Annotated in this window: 17 protein-coding genes, 2 tRNA genes and 1 other RNA gene; all 20 read left to right on the forward strand. The window is 51.6% G+C overall.

All coding sequences use genetic code 11. The features are described 5' to 3' along the window. Positions 1-6 precede the first annotated feature (6 nt). Complete coding sequence (locus IEW70_RS02080) at positions 7-210, forward strand: hypothetical protein (RefSeq protein WP_188646258.1); 204 nt, start codon at positions 7-9, stop codon at positions 208-210. 148 nt (positions 211-358) lie between these two features. Continuing rightward, positions 359-493 (forward strand): hypothetical protein, encoded by a 135-nt coding sequence (locus IEW70_RS18035; protein ID WP_268234809.1) that lies wholly within the window; start codon positions 359-361, stop codon positions 491-493. A gap of 317 nt (positions 494-810) precedes the next feature. Beyond that, positions 811-2,652: an asparagine synthase (glutamine-hydrolyzing) gene (gene asnB, locus IEW70_RS02085; protein WP_188646259.1), complete on the forward strand. Its 1,842-nt coding sequence runs from the start codon at positions 811-813 to the stop codon at positions 2,650-2,652. A gap of 181 nt (positions 2,653-2,833) precedes the next feature. Continuing rightward, positions 2,834-2,968 (forward strand): hypothetical protein, encoded by a 135-nt coding sequence (locus tag IEW70_RS18040; RefSeq protein WP_268234810.1) that lies wholly within the window; start codon positions 2,834-2,836, stop codon positions 2,966-2,968. Positions 2,969-3,109: 141 nt separating this feature from the next. Next, a tRNA-Arg gene (locus tag IEW70_RS02090) sits at positions 3,110-3,185 on the forward strand. A gap of 91 nt (positions 3,186-3,276) precedes the next feature. After that, entirely contained in the window at positions 3,277-3,867 is a 591-nt protein-coding gene (locus IEW70_RS02095; protein ID WP_188646260.1) for a TetR/AcrR family transcriptional regulator, read from the forward strand. Between the two features lie 150 nt (positions 3,868-4,017). Beyond that, complete coding sequence (locus IEW70_RS02100) at positions 4,018-6,129, forward strand: YhgE/Pip domain-containing protein (protein WP_188646261.1); 2,112 nt, start codon at positions 4,018-4,020, stop codon at positions 6,127-6,129. 182 nt (positions 6,130-6,311) lie between these two features. Next, positions 6,312-7,283: a metal ABC transporter substrate-binding protein gene (locus IEW70_RS02105; protein ID WP_188646262.1), complete on the forward strand. Its 972-nt coding sequence runs from the start codon at positions 6,312-6,314 to the stop codon at positions 7,281-7,283. After that, complete coding sequence (locus tag IEW70_RS02110) at positions 7,280-8,041, forward strand: metal ABC transporter ATP-binding protein (protein ID WP_188646263.1); 762 nt, start codon at positions 7,280-7,282, stop codon at positions 8,039-8,041. Before IEW70_RS02105 ends, IEW70_RS02110 begins: the two co-directional genes overlap by 4 nt. 48 nt (positions 8,042-8,089) lie before the next feature. Then, positions 8,090-8,965: a metal ABC transporter permease gene (locus IEW70_RS02115; protein ID WP_188646307.1), complete on the forward strand. Its 876-nt coding sequence runs from the start codon at positions 8,090-8,092 to the stop codon at positions 8,963-8,965. Between the two features lie 3 nt (positions 8,966-8,968). Beyond that, positions 8,969-9,406 (forward strand): Fur family transcriptional regulator, encoded by a 438-nt coding sequence (locus IEW70_RS02120; RefSeq protein ID WP_188646264.1) that lies wholly within the window; start codon positions 8,969-8,971, stop codon positions 9,404-9,406. Then, positions 9,407-9,862, forward strand: coding sequence for a tRNA adenosine(34) deaminase TadA (gene tadA, locus IEW70_RS02125; protein WP_188646265.1), 456 nt, complete (start codon positions 9,407-9,409; stop codon positions 9,860-9,862). A 109-nt stretch (positions 9,863-9,971) separates the two neighbouring features. Then, a tRNA-Ser gene (locus tag IEW70_RS02130) sits at positions 9,972-10,064 on the forward strand. Positions 10,065-10,261: 197 nt separating this feature from the next. Continuing rightward, positions 10,262-10,527, forward strand: an RNA gene (ffs, locus tag IEW70_RS02135) — signal recognition particle sRNA large type. 206 nt (positions 10,528-10,733) lie between these two features. After that, positions 10,734-12,185 (forward strand): ATP-binding protein, encoded by a 1,452-nt coding sequence (locus IEW70_RS02140; RefSeq protein WP_229751738.1) that lies wholly within the window; start codon positions 10,734-10,736, stop codon positions 12,183-12,185. A gap of 123 nt (positions 12,186-12,308) precedes the next feature. Next, positions 12,309-14,060, forward strand: a complete 1,752-nt coding sequence (dnaX, locus tag IEW70_RS02145) for a DNA polymerase III subunit gamma/tau (RefSeq protein WP_188646309.1) — start codon at positions 12,309-12,311, stop codon at positions 14,058-14,060. A 30-nt stretch (positions 14,061-14,090) separates the two neighbouring features. Then, on the forward strand, positions 14,091-14,402 hold the full coding sequence (locus tag IEW70_RS02150) for a YbaB/EbfC family nucleoid-associated protein (protein WP_188646266.1): 312 nt from the start codon (positions 14,091-14,093) through the stop codon (positions 14,400-14,402). Between the two features lie 59 nt (positions 14,403-14,461). Further along, positions 14,462-15,058: a recombination mediator RecR gene (recR, locus tag IEW70_RS02155; RefSeq protein WP_188646267.1), complete on the forward strand. Its 597-nt coding sequence runs from the start codon at positions 14,462-14,464 to the stop codon at positions 15,056-15,058. A gap of 157 nt (positions 15,059-15,215) precedes the next feature. After that, a complete protein-coding gene (locus tag IEW70_RS02160) occupies positions 15,216-16,085 on the forward strand; it encodes a CPBP family intramembrane glutamic endopeptidase (RefSeq protein ID WP_188646268.1) in 870 nt (289 codons plus the stop codon). Between the two features lie 115 nt (positions 16,086-16,200). Further along, positions 16,201-16,473 (forward strand): pro-sigmaK processing inhibitor BofA family protein, encoded by a 273-nt coding sequence (locus IEW70_RS02165; RefSeq protein ID WP_188646269.1) that lies wholly within the window; start codon positions 16,201-16,203, stop codon positions 16,471-16,473. Positions 16,474-16,799: the final 326 nt, after the last annotated feature.

Consider the following 16,799-nt stretch of genomic DNA (forward strand, 5'->3'; position numbering starts at 1 on the left):
TAACCCGTGAAGCCTTTGGATAAATGGTTGGCAGGAGCGTTGCTGGTCGCCTCGGTTCCCTCCCTCATTCCCATCGCCAAAGAAGCCTTAAAACCGATGGCCCGAAACGCCCAAACCATCTGGTGGACCTTTCGCGAAGAGTTGGAAGATCTTGTGGCTGAAGCACAGTTTCAGCGAATAAAAGACGGTGCTGATCATGAGTTGGGATAAATAGCGTGAAACAGCTACTAAAAGCGGATATGGGACCCTCATAACCCCCTTTTGCCAACCAAATAGGTTGGCAATTTTTGTGTATAGATATCAAAAAAAGTATTTGCTAGGATTATGGTTGTGAGTACCCGAGGGGGAGGTGCAAGTCATGCAAAATATCGCAATGTATAGCGCTTTGATCTCCGCTATTGCTTCCTTGCTTGCAGCACTTGTGTCTGTTATTCGCCTTTACCTCGATTACCGTCAACAGAAAACAAAACAACCCCTTGCTCAAGCGGCTTAAGGTATCAATCACACGACCGGTAAGCTCCTTACAATGCTGCCGGTTTTATTGATCCATACAGCGGTCTTGAAAACCACCGTACCTTTACTGTGGGTCTCATCCCACCCTCTTTGCCAATAAGGAATGAGAAAAAACCGTCTGATCCGTTATTAATGGACCAGGCGGTTTTCCATATTCAAAGAGGAGTAATATCGTTGGATGCTAAGACGGCAAAGCTCCTTTTCGTTATGAAAGGGAGCTATTTTTTTCGCACCTCTGCGCCCATTTCACATAGGATGATGGGGAGTGTATCCGCTTGTGTTGGAGGGATGAGGACCATGTGCGGAATTTCCGGATGGATTGATCGGGAGCAAAATGTCAGTCAGATCCGCTCTGTGTTGGAACAGATGAATGAAACACTGGTTTGCCGCGGTCCGGATGCGGAAGGGTACTGGATGTCCCAGCATGCTGCCTTTTCCCACCGGCGGCTGATCGTGATCGACCCGGAAGGCGGCACTCAGCCGATGGTGCGGCGCTACGGGGAGCGCAATCTGGTAATCACGTACAACGGTGAGTTATATAATATGAATGAGTTGACACAAAAGCTGAAAAGCCTGGGATACACATTGTACACTCGGTCGGATACAGAGTTGATCCTTACTGCCTATGCGGAATGGGGAGTGAAATGCGCCCGGCATTTGAATGGGATATTTGCCTTTGCCATCTGGGACGAGGCGGAACAGAGCCTCTATATGGCGAGGGACCGGATCGGCGTAAAGCCGTTTTTTTACACGCAAAAAGGGAGTCGTTTGTTGTTTGCATCCGAGTTGAAAACCCTGTTGGCCCATCCGGAAGTGGAACCGGTAATGGATCGGGAGGGGCTGGCGGAAGTGTTGGCGATCGGTCCTGCACGCACCCCGGGTCACGGCGTGTTTCGAGGGATTCAGGAGCTGCGTCCGGGGCATTGGCTGAAATGGACCCGAGAGAACCTGCGTATCCACCCTTATTGGCAGCTGGAAAGCAAACCCCATGAAGACGATATGCACACTACCATTGAAAAAGTGCGGGAATTGTTTACCGATGCCGTTACCCGGCAGCTGGTCTCCGATGTGCCGGTAGGCACCATGCTTTCCGGCGGGTTGGATTCCAGCGCAATTTCTGCTTGTGCCGCCCGCCATTTTCAAGGGCAGGGAGAAACACTTCGCACCTTTTCTGTGGATTATGAGGGGAACGACCGTCACTTTACCCCGAATGAGTTTCAGCCCAACTCCGATGCCCCCTGGGTGAAGCGGATGTCAGAATTTCTCTCTTCCCGGCACCACTTGGTGACGGTAGATATCCCGGTTTTGGTGCATGCCCTGAAACAGGCGGTACGGGCGCGGGATCTGCCGGGGATGGCCGATGTGGATGCCTCATTACTTCTCTTTTGCAAGGAGATCAAAAATCATGCTACCGTGGTTCTGTCGGGAGAGTGCGCCGACGAAGTGTTCGGAGGTTATCCCTGGTTCCACCGTCCGGAGATGATGAATGCCGATACCTTCCCGTGGGCGCGGCTAGTAAAGGAACGGATCCGTTTCTTCTCGCCCGATGTAATAGAGGAGATTCAGCCGGAGGCCTATGTAAGGCGTCGGTATCAGGAAGCGTTGGAGGAAGTGCCGCGTCTCGCCGGGGAAGATCCGGCGGAAGCGCGGATGCGGGAGATGTTTTATCTGAATCTGACCCGCTGGATGCCGACGCTTCTTGACCGGAAAGACCGGATGAGTATGGCGGTCGGCCTGGAAGTTCGCGTTCCCTTCTGCGATCATGTGTTGGTGGAATATGTATGGAATATCCCCTGGGCGATGAAAAAGATGGATGACCGGGAAAAAGGGCTGCTCCGCCGGGCATTGAAAGGGGTTCTCCCTGAAGATGTACGCACCCGGAAAAAGAGTCCCTACCCCAAAACCCACAACCCGGCTTATTTGGAAGCCGTAAAAAATGAAGCGTTGGAGATTTTGACGGAGAACGACTCCCCGATCGTGCCTTTGGTGAACGTCAAGGAGTTGTGCAACTTTGCAGCCCGGGATCTTTCCCGTGAGCACCTGCCCTGGTTTGGCCAGCTGATGAACGTGCCTCAGCTTTTCGCTTATCTGATCCAGTTGGACACCTGGATGAGGGAGTATCGGGTGCGGTTGGTATAAGCTCGGAAAGAGCGGCAGGCGGAAGCATTTTTTGCTGTATCCAAGAGGTTTGTCAGCCAATTGCTCGTCTTTTTGGAGACGGGTTTTTTCTTTGCCATTTTTGTCGAAAGGGTATGATTTCCCGAACATATGTTCTATAATGAAACCAATAAGGGCGAGCCTCCGAAAGGGGGAAGGGTCAATGGAAAGGTGGGTCCAACTGTTGATGGCCGTCATCGCCTTGATCCGGTTCGTGTTGGAGATGCAGGAATGGGTCTCCAAGTGGCGGAAAAAGTGGCGGCGGCACAAAGGAAAAGACCGAATGAAAGGTTTGTAAACAAGGAAAGGGTGTCAGCCGGTCCGGGGATGCAGGAGGCAGGCTCCGGATCGGATTTTTGCCGAAAGTTTCATCAGCTGGTGGAAAAAACAAACGTTGCTGTTGATGCAATCATCATGATAGAATATATTGTAATATCATGCGCCCGTAGCTCAGTGGATAGAGCAGCGGTTTCCTAAACCGCGTGTCGGAGGTTCGACTCCTCTCGGGCGCACCACGTGCGGACGTCTCCCTGGGCTCACTTTTGCGGCGGGGAGGCGTTTTTTGTTGAGAGATCAGGGATCGGCGGGAAGGATGGAGGGGATGGTATGAAACAGGAAACAGTGGAGCAAATATTTCGTGCGGCTGTGGAAATCTTTGCAGAAAGCGGCTTTGAGCGAGCTAAAATGGATGATATCGCCCAAAGGGCGCAAGTAGCTAAAGGCACGATCTATTATCATTTTAAAGGGAAGGAAGAGTTATTCGTCGCATTGATGAATAGCGGTATGGAAAAGTTTACCGATGTGGTTCGCCGGGCGACAGAAGCGCATCAAGATCCGGCGGATCAACTTCGCGGGCTGTTGCGGGCCAAGGTGACCTATCTTTATCATCACGGTACCTTTGCCAAGCTGTTGTTGAGTGAAGTATGGGGATCCAAAGAACGGCAACAAGCCTTTCGTGCCCGAATACGGGACTTGGTGGAGTTGATCGAAGGCGTGTTGCGACGCGGAGGGGACAGCCGGTTCACTTCTTCGCGGGATCGCCTACATGAAACGGCGGTGGCCATTTTCGGAGCGATCAGCGTGACGGTGCTGCAGGAAATTTTTCGGGCAGAAGATCGGGAACTGCTGGAAGGGGACCGGATCGAAGTGATGTTGGATACCTTGGAACCATTGATTTGCGGTGCTTTGCGGGACTAGCCCAAAGGGTTTAAAATGTGAGACCCCCTTTTCAAACGAAGATGAGGGGAGTATAATCTCTTTTATACTGACCAGTCAGTTCAATCCTTGTCCCATACCGGGTGTTTAACACGCAGGGTGTCGGCGGATGTCCGAAAGGAGTGGATTATAATGCGTTCTCGATTTACCACCATGGATTTGGTGGATTTGTGGCAACACCGGAAGATGCGGGTAGCACTGGCGGGCATCCTGATGATTCCCTTGGTTTATTGTTACCTGTATCTATGGGCATTTTTCGATCCCTACAGCGACATGGATCAATTGCCGGTGGCCGTGGTCAATGAAGACCAGGGGGCTGTTTTGGACGGCAAACATTTTAACGCCGGCAACGATTTGGTAGAGGAGCTGAAAAAGCATCCGGATATAAAATGGGAGTTCGTCAGCCGCGGCGAGATGGAGGATGGATTTAAGCAAAACCGGTACTACCTTGCCGTGATCATTCCCAAAAACTTTTCACGGGAAGCGGCCAGTGTAGTCGGAGACCATCCTGCTCCGGGCCAAATCGAATATCTGGCCAATGAAGGATACAACTTTATTTCTTCCCAAATCGGGAAGCAGATGATCGGGAAGCTGGAATCGAAGATGGAAAACAGCTTAACCCGCGTCTATGCCCAAGGAATTTTCGATAAAATGGGACAATCTGCCAAAGACTTGGCCAAAGCATCGAGCGGAGGGGAAAAGTTGGCCGATTCGACGCAGAAAGCAGCCGATGCTTCCGGACAACTGGAAACGGGAACCGTACTGATCCAAAATGGAGTGAACCGGCTTGCTTCGGCTACAGGGCAGATTGGCAGTGGTGCCGGTCAGCTGGCCGATGGAATCCGGCGTTCCCATGATGGTGCTGCCCGTTTGAAAGGCGGGGCGGACCAACTGCGGGACGGTTTGGATCAAATGCACCAAGGAGTTGCCGAAGGTCAGAAAAAAGTGGACAAATTGAAGGAGGGGGCTGACCAGGTTCGCGACGGTTTGGGTCGGCTGAATGACGGCTTTGAACACAAGTTGCAGCTCGGTGCCCAAAAAGTGAAAGACGGCAGTGCTGAACTAGCTGCTGCCAGCGGGGAAGCCAGGGATTCCTATAATGACCTGTTGAAACGGCATCCTACTCTGGCGGCAGATCCGGAAGCGTTGAAGCTGAAGATCATGCTGGACAAAATCGCTGAGGGAAACGGTGAATTGGCGAATGGCTCCAACCGGCTAAACGGTGGGATTGATCAGGCGGGGGAGGCGGTGGACCAGTTGCATGACGGTCAGACCCAGGTGGCTGACGGTGTAGGCCAACTGCAATCGGCGATGAAGGAACAAGCCGACGGGACTGCCCGCTTGTCCCAGGGAGCCCATCAGTTGGCAGATAAACTCAGCTTATTGGAAAAAGGCCAAAGCGCACTGGCTGACGGAGCGGACCGTTTACAAAGCGGCGCTCGACAATTGGCCGCCGCACCCGGCAAGCTGTCCGACGGTCTGAGCCGGTTGCACCAAGGGTCCAAAGAACTGAAAGACGGATTGTTCCAGATTGAATACGGCCAACAGGTCCTGGCGGATAAATTGGGTGACGGGGCGGATCGGACAAATAAACAGTTGGCGGATTCAGACCAAAAAGCAAAGCTGATTAGCGATCCGGTGAACGTGAAAGATGAAAGTGTTTATGGGGTGCCCAACTACGCTACCGGCTTTACGCCTTATTTTGTCTCTTTGTCCCTGTGGGTCGGCGGGATGATTCTCTTTACGGTGATGGACTTGAATCGAGCGGTCTTGGGAGAGACGCGCCCTTTGTCCCCGCTGACGGCCCTGCTTATCGGACTGGCCCAAGCGATGATTTTGTTGACGGCGTTGACCGAGGGCTTGGGAATCCAAGCGGTAAAACCGGGTTGGTTGTTCCTGTTTACCGGGGTGGTCGCGCTCACCTTTGTGGCGATCAACCATTTGCTGATCGGTGTTTTGGGGGATGCCGGCCGATTTTTGTCGATTGTCATGCTGATGTTGCAGTTAACCTCCAGTGCCGGTACGTATCCGGTGGAGTTGCTGCCAGCATTCTTCCGGGATCTGCATCCGTTCCTGCCCATGACGTATTCGATCGAGGGACTTCGGGCAGCGATTTCTACCGGCAACACGGATACACTGGTGCAAAATACCGGCATCTTGCTCGGATTCATGGCGATTTCTTTGCTGCTCCGCTGGGGGGTGGACCTCCTTCGTCAGCGGCGGTCTGTACGAGGGGTAGCCTGAAACTTGATATAAGTGAATTTCCTTCTATCCGTCGCTCCCTTTTCGACATGACCAAGGAAGATTCCTTGGTTCTTCTTTTTTTGGTGTAAAACGTAATTTTTACGATTTACAACTTTGCATCTTATGTCTTATAATGGGATAGACCTAATGATGGGTTTAGTACGTATAGTGGGGGGTCGCAAGTGAAAAGGATAACCTATGGCTGGATGGCCGTACTGATTCTGATTCTTGCAGCGGCAGCCGGATGTTCCGATATACAAACCAAAAACAACGAAAAACTGCAAGTATACACCAGTATGTATCCGCTGGCTGATTTTGCGGAAAAAATCGGGGGAAAGCATGTGCAAGTAACCAACATGGTTCCCTCCGGTGTCGAGCCTCACGAGTTTGAGCCGAAGCCGCGGGATATGATGCAGTTGCAGAATGCGGACGTGTTTATCTATAACGGTGCGGGGTTTGAAAGCTGGGCAGAGAAAGCCCAATCCGCCCTGGGAGAACATGCGCTTACCGTGAACAGCACGAAGTCCATTGATCTGAAAGCCTCTGAATCTCATCATCGGGAGGACGGGCATGATCACGGGGGAGTGAATCCCCACGATCAGGAGGACGGGCATGATCACGGGGGAGTGGACCCCCACGTATGGCTGGATCCCGTTTTGGCGAAAAAACAGGCGGCGGCCATTCGGGATGCGCTGGTGAAAAAGGATCCCCAGCATCGAAAAGAATACGAAGCCAACTATCAAAAATTGGCCCAACGCTTGGACACATTGGATCAACAATTGAAGAAGATCACCAAGCAGGCGAAACGGAAAGAGATCATCGTTTCCCATGCCGCCTACGGGCATTTGGCAGAGCGGTACGACTTGAAACAAATCGCGATTTCCGGACTGTCTCCTTCCCAAGAGCCGACAGCGAAAGATTTAAAGCGAGTGGTGGAGGAAGCGCGGAAACACCGAGTAAAATATATCTTTTTTGAAACGTTGGTTCATCCCAAAGTGGAAAAATCCGTGCAGGAAGAAATAGGCGCCCGAGCACTCACCCTGAATCCGTTGGAAGGGTTGACCAAAGATCAAGAGTCCAGAGGAGAAGATTATTTCTCCATTATGGAACAGAATGCAAAAAATCTGGCCATTGCCCTGGGTGTGAGATCATGAAATCCACGGTGTTGGAACTTCAGAATATCTATTTTTCATATGGAGAGCAGCCGGTGTTGGAAGGAGTGGACTTGTCCCTGAAACAAGGCGAGTTTCTGGGATTGGTCGGCCCCAACGGGTCCGGCAAATCCACGTTGATTAAGCTGGCTTTAGGACGGCTGAGCCCTGACCGCGGATCGGTTTCGTTGTTCGGCCGGCCGATCCGCCAGTTTAAAGACTGGCCGAAAGTCGGCTATGTCTCACAAAAGGCGAGTAGTTTTAATCTGGGTTTTCCAGCTACGGTCCGGGAAGTGGTAGCTTCCGGTTTGTATGGAAAGCTGGGGTTGTTTCACCGGATGAAGGACCGTCATTGGGAACAAGTGCAGGACGCCATCGCGCAGGTGGGGTTGGAAACATTGGCCCGCCGAAATATCGGGGAACTGTCCGGAGGACAGCAGCAGCGGGCACTTATCGCCCGAGCGCTGGTGAGCGATCCGCAACTGTTGGTTCTCGACGAGCCCACAGTAGGGGTAGATGCGGAATCAGTGGATCGCTTTTATCGCTTGCTGGCACATCTGCACCGGGATAAAGGGCTTACTCTTCTGCTGGTCACCCATGATATCGGTGCGATTACTACGTATGTGGACCGGATCGCCTGTTTAAACAAGCGCCTCTTTTTCCATGGAGATTCTAGAGAGTTTGAAAACCGCCGCAGCGAGATTTTGTCGGCAGCCTATGGTCACGAGGTTCAGATATTGGAACACGATCATGTCCATTAAAAGCGAAAGGGGGGAGTGGATGCCGTTTATGGGCGGTATCTTTTGGTCATGTTGGAAATGATCTTACATTATGAAATTATGCAGCGGGCAGTATTGGCCGGAATGATCATCGGTGTGATTGCGCCGTTGATCGGGGTATTTCTGGTGGTGCGCCGGTTGTCTCTGATTGCGGACGCACTGTCTCATGTGACTTTGTCCGGGGTGGCGGCCGGGTTGTTATTGCAAAAGTACTTCTCCTTTTTTCAATCCGTCAATCCGATTTATGTAGGCATGGCCTTTTCCATGATCGGGTCTTTTTTTGTGGAGCAGCTGCGCCGCTTGTACCGCAGTTATCAGGAATTGGCCATCCCTGTTATTCTGTCGGGAGGCATTGGGCTGGGTGTCGTCTTGATCAGTGCCGCCAACGGGTTTAATGTAGATGTTGCGGGATATTTGTTTGGTAGCATTTTGGCAGTGGGAAAAAGTGAGATTTGGTCGATTGCCGCAGCCGGCATGGTTGTGGCGGCGGTCGTGTTTTTCTTTTACAAGGAATTGTTTGCTCTCTCTTTTGATGAGGAGAGTGCAGCCTTGTCCGGTATCCCTCGCCGCTGGATCAACGGTTTGTTTATTGTAAGTGTCGCCTTGGTGATCACCGCTTCCATCCGCGTGGTGGGAATTTTGCTGGTATCCGGCTTGATCACATTACCGGTGGCGGCCAGCCTGCAGATTGCCAAAAGCTTTCGCCAGGCCTTGTGGTTGTCCGTGCTGTTTGCCCAGATTGCGGTGCTGAGCGGTTTGGCGGCCGCGTTTTATCTGGATTGGGCATCGGGCGGCACCATTATACTGGTTTCTGTGGCCATTTTGCTGTCGGTGCTGGCCATCAAAGAGGGGAGCCGCCGGATTCGCCGGTTTTTCGCAAACAGGCCCGCGCATAAGGAGGGGTGACTCGTGAATTACAGGGAAGCATTGGATACCTTGAAACGTCACGGATACAAATATACAGGCAAACGTGAATCCATGGTGCAGCTTTTCAACCGGAAGGATCGTTATCTGACGGCGAAAGAAGTGCTGGAAGAGATGCAAAAAGAGTACCCCGGCCTCAGTGTGGACACCGTATATCGCAATCTTTCCCTGTTTGAAGAACTGGGGATTGTGGAGGGGACCGAATGGGAAGGAGAGCGGCGCTACCGTTTTCACTGCGGCGGCGATCATCACCATCATCACTTGATCTGTACGGAATGCGGCAGGACGAAACAGTTGAATCTTTGTCCGATGAATGCCATTTTGGGAGAGCCGGAAGGTTTTGAAATCACGGGACACAAGTTTGAGATATACGGTACCTGTTCCCATTGTCAGGAGCAGACAGAGGCAAAAGGCGGTAGTTGAATGAATCACGAACTGTACATGAAAGAAGCGATTGCGGAGGCGAAAAAGGCGGAGTCCATCGGTGAAGTACCCATAGGATGCGTCATTGTCCGGGAAGGGGAAATTGTCGGCCGCGGTCATAATCTGCGGGAGACGGATAAAGATCCCACAGCCCACGCTGAAATCATCGCCATCCGTAAGGCGGCGGAGCGTTTGGGAGGGTGGCGGCTGATGGGCTGCACATTGTATGTCACCTTGGAGCCCTGTCCCATGTGTGCGGGAGCGATCATGCTGTCCCGGATGGAGCGGGTGGTATACGGGGCGGTCGATCCCAAAGGAGGGTGTGCAGGAACGCTGATGAACCTGTTGCAGGATTCCCGCTTCAATCATCAGGTGGCCGTGGAAGCGGGCGTGATGGAGCAAGAATGCGGGGCTCTGCTGACTCAGTTTTTCCGTAACTTACGCCGGAAAAAGTAATCCAATGCGGTTGATTCCGCTGTCTTCCTTGACTTGGTACCGCTGTTGTCTTGACTTTTGATCGATATACCATTAACATTATACATTGTGCAGATCCTTTCCTCGTTGTGGAGAGGTGTCCGAGTGGTTGAAGGAGGCGGTCTCGAAAACCGTTGTACGGGATCTCCCCGTACCGTGGGTTCGAATCCCACCCTCTCCGCCAGATACCGAAAAGAAAGCCGCTCAATCATTGGGCGGCTTCTTTTTGGCAAACCGATAGGCGACGATGATCATCACGGTCTCTGCAGTCCGCGGTTGGTCAATTTCATTTTTTTTCCGCTGAATCGGTATAGTTGTTAAATTGAGTAAATAGAGGATTTCCATTGAGAAACGGGGTTAGAGTGTGTTATAATAATAAAACCGTGCTAGGCGGGGAGTTAGCGGTGCCCTGTACCCGTAATCCGCTGTAACGGGGCTGAATTCCCGCTTGAGGTCTTTTTTGTGTGGGGTCAGGCCCATGTGAGAAGCGTTGAAGACCAGGTCCTGCGCAACGGGAACCTCCGAACCGTGTCAGGTCCTGACGGAAGCAGCACTAAGGAGACTTTTCCGTGTGCCGCAGGGGTGCCTGGTCTGAGCCGATTGCATGGACACCGCCCAGGCAAGAGAGATCAATGGCGGGTGCACGGTATACATAACGATGATATCCAAGCTCTCCTCGACGAATGGAGAGCTTGTTTAGTTATAATTTGTAAAACCGAAAAATTAACTCCTTTTTTCAATTATATTTCCAATCGGGGGAGGAAGATGAGGAGCAAAAGAGGAAATTAAAGATCTAAGTATTTGGTGCGATATAACATTGGGTAAGGGGATTGATTTCGGTAGGATGGAGAGGGTGCTGGATGGTATGTACACAGAGAGTAAAGGCGGGCAAAATACGCCTGTTGCGTTTCGCCTCGATATGGGGCTTCAACAACTGAAGTCCTGGGTGAAACGAATGTCTCAAGCTGCCATGGTTGTGGATGACCGCGGAAGGGTGATGACGGCAAATCCCCGTTTGTTGAAATGGATTGGGTTGTCGGAAGGGGAGATAGTGGATCAGCCGTATTCGGCCGTTGTCCATATACCGGTAAGTATGCACCGTACTCTTCATTGCACCGAGAATGCATCGTGGCCGGTTCATTTTGTCAGCGGGTCGTTGTTGGTTCATAATGCACCCCCTCAATCCATTTCCATCCAGTGGATCAGCGGGATGACTGACGACCGACGATTTCATTTGTTATTGTTTGTTTCCAAGGCGCTCTCCTTGGCGAATCGAATCATCGAACAACTGCATGAAGGTATTGTGGTGACAGATGCCTGGGAACGGATTATCGAAATCAATGACGCCGCTTGCGGGATTTTCGGCATATCAAGAGATGGCATTTTAGGATTGAAGCTGTCTCAATTATTGGACCGCATCGCTTTCAGGGACGGGGATAACCTTTTAGAGAAAGTGAAAGAAGGGTATCCTTTTTGCAATCACGCGGCATCCTGGGAAACGGGGGCGGCCTGTTATCAGGTGCTTGTCGATTATGATCGGGTAGTACTCGACCACTTTGGCAATGTTGTTTCGTATTTGATCATCCGGGATGTAACGGCGATCAATTCGCTGGAAATGCAAATTCGACAGACGGACAGACTGGCCATGATCGGACAGATCGCGGCGGGGACTGCTCATGAAATGCGCAATCCATTAACCTCCATTCGCGGATTTTTGCAAGTAATGAAGCATGCGCTGAAGGAAAAGGGAGATTTAAAAGAGCAAGGGTATACGGAAATCATGTTGCGGGAGATCGATCGCATCAATGATCTGGTCAGCGAATTCCTGTTGTTAAGCAAACCGAGAAGTGTCCGTTTTTCTCCTGTGCAAGTAACAGACGTATTAAAGGAAATAATGCCGATTATCCAAAATGAGGCGTTGCTCCACAATGTCCAGGTACGATTCCGCGGCGGAAGGGAATTTCCGCAGGTGATGGCAGACAGCGAATTGTTGAAACAAGTGTTTCTTAATTTGTGCAAAAACGCCATCGAGGCTATGGGAGACGGTGGTGTTCTCACGATACGAATCAAGGTGCTGAAGCAGACAGACAAACTGGCGGTGGAAGTACAGGATACCGGTCCGGGCATCCCGGCTTATGCCAAGGAGAAAATATTTGACCCGTTCTTTACCACCAAGGAAAACGGGACAGGCTTGGGGCTGTCGGTTTGCCAGCGGATCTTACAAGATATCGGAGGAGATATACATGTCAGCTCCAAGGAAATGGGAACCACCTTTTCAGTCCTCCTTCCTCACCTAGTCGATTAGCCCCGTCGGTTTTCCGGCGGGGGTTTGTTTTGGAAAAAAGGGCGTTTCTGTAGTATGATGAGGTTATCATGAAAATGTGCCTCCATGCGTACCAAATGGCTTGGAGGAGGTGGAGTGTGGCTCGTGTCATACCGGGCATTATATCGAGTTTGGCGACCTCAGACATTCTCCGATCTCGTTGGACAGGAACATGTGACGCAAACCTTGAAAAACGCATTGGCTGAAGGACACTTTTCCCATGCCTACCTTTTCAGCGGGCCGCGCGGGACAGGAAAAACCTCCGCGGCCAAAATTATGGCGAAGGCTGTAAACTGTGCCAATGGACCTGCGCCGGAACCTTGCAACGAATGTGATGCCTGCCGGAAGATAACGGAGGGCTCTCTGCTCGATGTAGTGGAAATCGATGCAGCGTCCAACCGGGGTGTCGATGAAATCCGCGATTTGCGGGACAAAGTGAAATATGCTCCCTCCGAAGTGCGATACAAAGTGTACATCGTGGACGAAGTGCACATGTTGACTGCGGAAGCGTTCAATGCGCTGTTAAAGACGCTGGAAGAACCTCCCGGACATGTCATCTTTATTTTGGCCACGACGGAACCCCACAAGCTCCCTTCGACGATCATCTCCCGCTGCCAACGCTTTTCATTTCGGCGCATCGGTCTTTCTCACATCGTTGCCCGCTTGGAACATATCGTACAGTCCCAAGGGATCCAAGCAGAAAAAAGCGCGTTGGTCTCCATTGCACGGGCGGCTGAAGGAGGGATGCGGGATGCCCTCAGCCTGATGGACCAGGTGCTGGCATTTGGCGGTGATCAGGTAAACGATGCAGCGGTTTTGGCTGTGACCGGCTCTGTTTCCCGCCAAGCGCTGGTCGATATGTTGGAATCGGTTTCCGGCGGAGATGCTGCCGGAATCCTGGATCAGGTGGATCAACAGCTTGCGGAAGGAATGGAACCGGAAAGGCTGGTTCAAGACTTGATTCATGCTTGCCGGGATCTGTTATTGATCCGCGCGGCTCCTGAACTGGAGGAAGTCCAAAACCGGCTGGCCGAGGATCCGTCCTGGCAGGAGCTGGCCCGACAATTTTCTCCGGAACAGTTGAACGGTGTTCTGGATACATTGATCCAGGCACAGCAACAAATGAAGTGGGCGGCTCATCCGCGCGTGTTGCTGGAAATGGTATTGGTACGGGTTTGCCGGGAAAGAGGCTCTTCATCGGAAGAGTCCATTACCGGTAAAACAGTGGACCATGACCTTGTAAAACAGTTGCAGCAGCAGGTGCGCCGGTTGGAAAAGCAAGTAGAGGAGTTGAGCCGCCGCCGGCCGGCACCGGCAGAGCAGGATGCTCCATCCCGCCCCCATGCGTCCGTAGAAGTGCCGGCACGCGGGGAAAGCGGGACTCCGACCCGAAAAATGGTTGCCGGAATGCCGGTACAAGCCTCCGAATTGGCTGCACAATCCGATCCCGCCCGTCTGAAGACCGTACAGCAACATTGGCCGGAACTCTTGGCCAAAGTTAAAGAACGAAAAATTACGGTCCATGCCTGGCTCATTGACGGTGATCCCGTGGCCGCTACGGAAGAGGGTGTCCTGGTGGCTTTTAAAAACACTATCCATCGGGAAACCACCGAAAAAGAAGCCAATAAACAATTGATTCAGCAGGTAATGGAAGAGACTTGGGGATCTCCCAACCGATTGGTCACTATTATGCGGGCAGACTGGGAGCACTTGCAGACAGCGGCGGAAACTTCGGTCGCCATTTCCGGATCCGGTGACCGGAATACAGCGGACGCTGCTTCCCATTCTGCGGAGACGGACCCCGTGCAAAAAGCGGTGGAGCTATTTGGTGAAGAGCTGGTAGAAATCACGGATTGACCCGAATCGAATCAAGGAGGAAATCCCGATATGAAAAATATGAATCAAATGATGAAACAGATGAAAAAGATGCAGGCTCAAATGCAAAAAGCACAGGAAGAGCTGGCGAACAAAGAGGTGGAAGGTACGGCTGGCGGCGGTGTCGTCAAAGTGAAAATGAACGGGCATAAACAAGTGTTGGGTGTCGAAATCGCACCGGAAGCCGTCGACCCGGAGGATGTGGAAATGCTGCAGGATCTGATTACTGCGGCGATCAACGAAGCGATGAAACAAGTGGATGATTTGGTGGCCAAAGATTTGGGTAAATTTGCCGGAGGTCTCAATATTCCGGGCCTGTTCTGAGGAACAGGCTTTTCTTCTAAATCGTTGCTTTTCATCATAAGGATATGGGAGTGGCCTAGATGAACCTACCGGAGCCGATATCAAAGATGATCGACGGCTTTATGCGGCTACCGGGCATTGGACCGAAAACGGCCCAACGCCTGGCTTTTTTTGTCTTGGGGATGGAAGAAGAGGATGTGATCGATCTGGCCAAAGCGTTGGTCCGGGCCAAGCGGGATCTCAAGCGGTGCCAAGTATGCCGCAATATCACCGACCAAGAAGTTTGTGCCGTATGCAGGGATAAAAATCGGGATGATTCGATCATTTGCGTGGTTCAGGATCCGCGGGATGTGATTGCCATGGAACGAACGCGGGAATATAACGGTCGATACCATGTGTTGCATGGAGCGATTTCCCCCATGGAAGGCATTGGCCCGGATGAGCTGGATATTCCGGATTTGTTGAAACGTTTGGAAGACGAAACGGTGAAAGAGCTGATCTTGGCAACCAATCCCAATATTGAAGGGGAAGCCACCGCGATGTATCTTCAACGCTTGGTGAAGCCTTTTGGAATCCGGGTAACCCGGATTGCCCACGGATTGCCGGTGGGCGGCGATTTGGAATATGCGGATGAAGTGACATTGAGCAAGGCCCTGGAAGGGCGGAGAGAGTTGTGATTACAACAGGGAGGAGTAGTCAGCTTTTATGCTGCCCCAAGTTTCCCCATCAAATGAGATAAAACATCCCCCTGCAACATCAGATCGGCTGTGGCTGGTTTCTGCTTGGATCCTTTGTGTCAGCTTTTTCTTCATGATTCCCATGGAGTTTGCTACTTTGGAATGGACAAAAACATCCGACGGGCTGTGGCGAATTCAGGAAGGAAGCGAACCTGGAATCGGAATCGCTTTTCTGTTTCTGGGATGGGTAGTGTTTACCGTCATCGGTGCGGTGATGTTTACGCTTTTTAGTATCATCCGTGTCGGCAAAGGAAACCGCGGCTTTGCAAGGGATTCGGTAAACATGAAGGATTTCGCCGCCTATTTTGCGTGGGTACAGTGGCTGACACTCTTGTTTTATCTGTTGGTATGGATGCAGGCCCCGGACGCACTGGATGGGACCAGCGGTTCTTCACTGGATCTGGTTCTCCCTTATATCCCCCATCTCATTATGTTGGGTACGGGGATGATGTGGTTTCGCGGCCGCCTCTCCACCTTGGGCTTCTATTCGGTGGCCTGGAAGCGATGGTTGTGGGCGGTTGGTGTCGTCATTCTTTTGTATGTGGGTGTGTTTTATCTGTTGGACGCAGTCGTTACGGAACCTGTGGCGAAGGGTTTGTCGTTGGAGCTGAATTCCTGGCGGGAAGATAGCATCTCCCAAGGCGTGTCTCAAGCCCGGGAACAAGGATGGATCTCCGTGACGGGGCAGGTACTGATGTTGGGATTGATCGGTCCCGTCGCCGAGGAACTGGTATTTCGCGGAGTTCTGTTCAGCTTACTGTCTCGGCGGTTGGGCAAAATCGCCGCCGTGATCATAACAGCTCTGTTGTTTGCGCTGTTTCATGTCGATGTTGCCTTTTTGGCTTCCCTGTTTGTCTTGGGACTCTTGTTGGGAGGATTACGCGCGGCTTTCGGCAGCATCTGGATTCCGATTCTGTTTCATGTGGTAAATAACACCGTTTCTGTCGTGATGGATTTGTGGGGCTGAACTAAACGCAACAGTTTTTCGATGGAATACCATCACTCTCCTCCATGGCTGGTTCTACCTGATCTGGCTGTCTCATATGCTTGTACAAAACGCATTTGTATAAGGAGTGAGCCGGATGCAAACAGGCTGGTGGTTGGCGGCTGCTATTGGAGGAGTGATTTTTTTTATGCTGCTGAGTCGGTCTTTCGTACAACCTTTCAAGTGGTTGTGGTATGGTGTCCTTTATACTGCTGTGGGTGCTTTGGTGCTCTTTTTGTTAAACTGGGCAGGCGAATGGATTCATTTTCGGATTCCGATCAACCCAGTAACATCGTTTATTATCGGGGTTTTGGGGGTGCCCGGACTGGTGTGTTTGGTGTTGGTGAAGGTATTTATTCTCGGTTCGTAAAAAAGATCAAAAAAAGTGCTTGACGATATTTCGGATCCATGATAAATTATTTCTTGTCGCTGACGCGAACGGCGCTGAGAAGCCCGGCGCTGAGGCGGCCGCGAAAAAAGTTGAAAAAAGGTGTTGACAAGATCGGCTGAAAGTGATAGGATAGATCTTGTCGCTGCGAAAGAGCAGAAGGCACCGAAACGAAGCGAATAACGCTTCACACAAGCGTTCCTTGAAAACTGAAGAGCGGTCAGAACGTGACCCGTTAATTCATTTGAGCGAAGCTCAAACTCTTTATCGGAGAGTTTGATCCTGGCTCAGGACGAACGCTGGCGGCG

Origin of the sequence: Marinithermofilum abyssi (genome assembly GCF_014641195.1) — a bacterium.
Classification (GTDB): domain Bacteria; phylum Bacillota; class Bacilli; order Thermoactinomycetales; family DSM-45169; genus Marinithermofilum; species Marinithermofilum abyssi.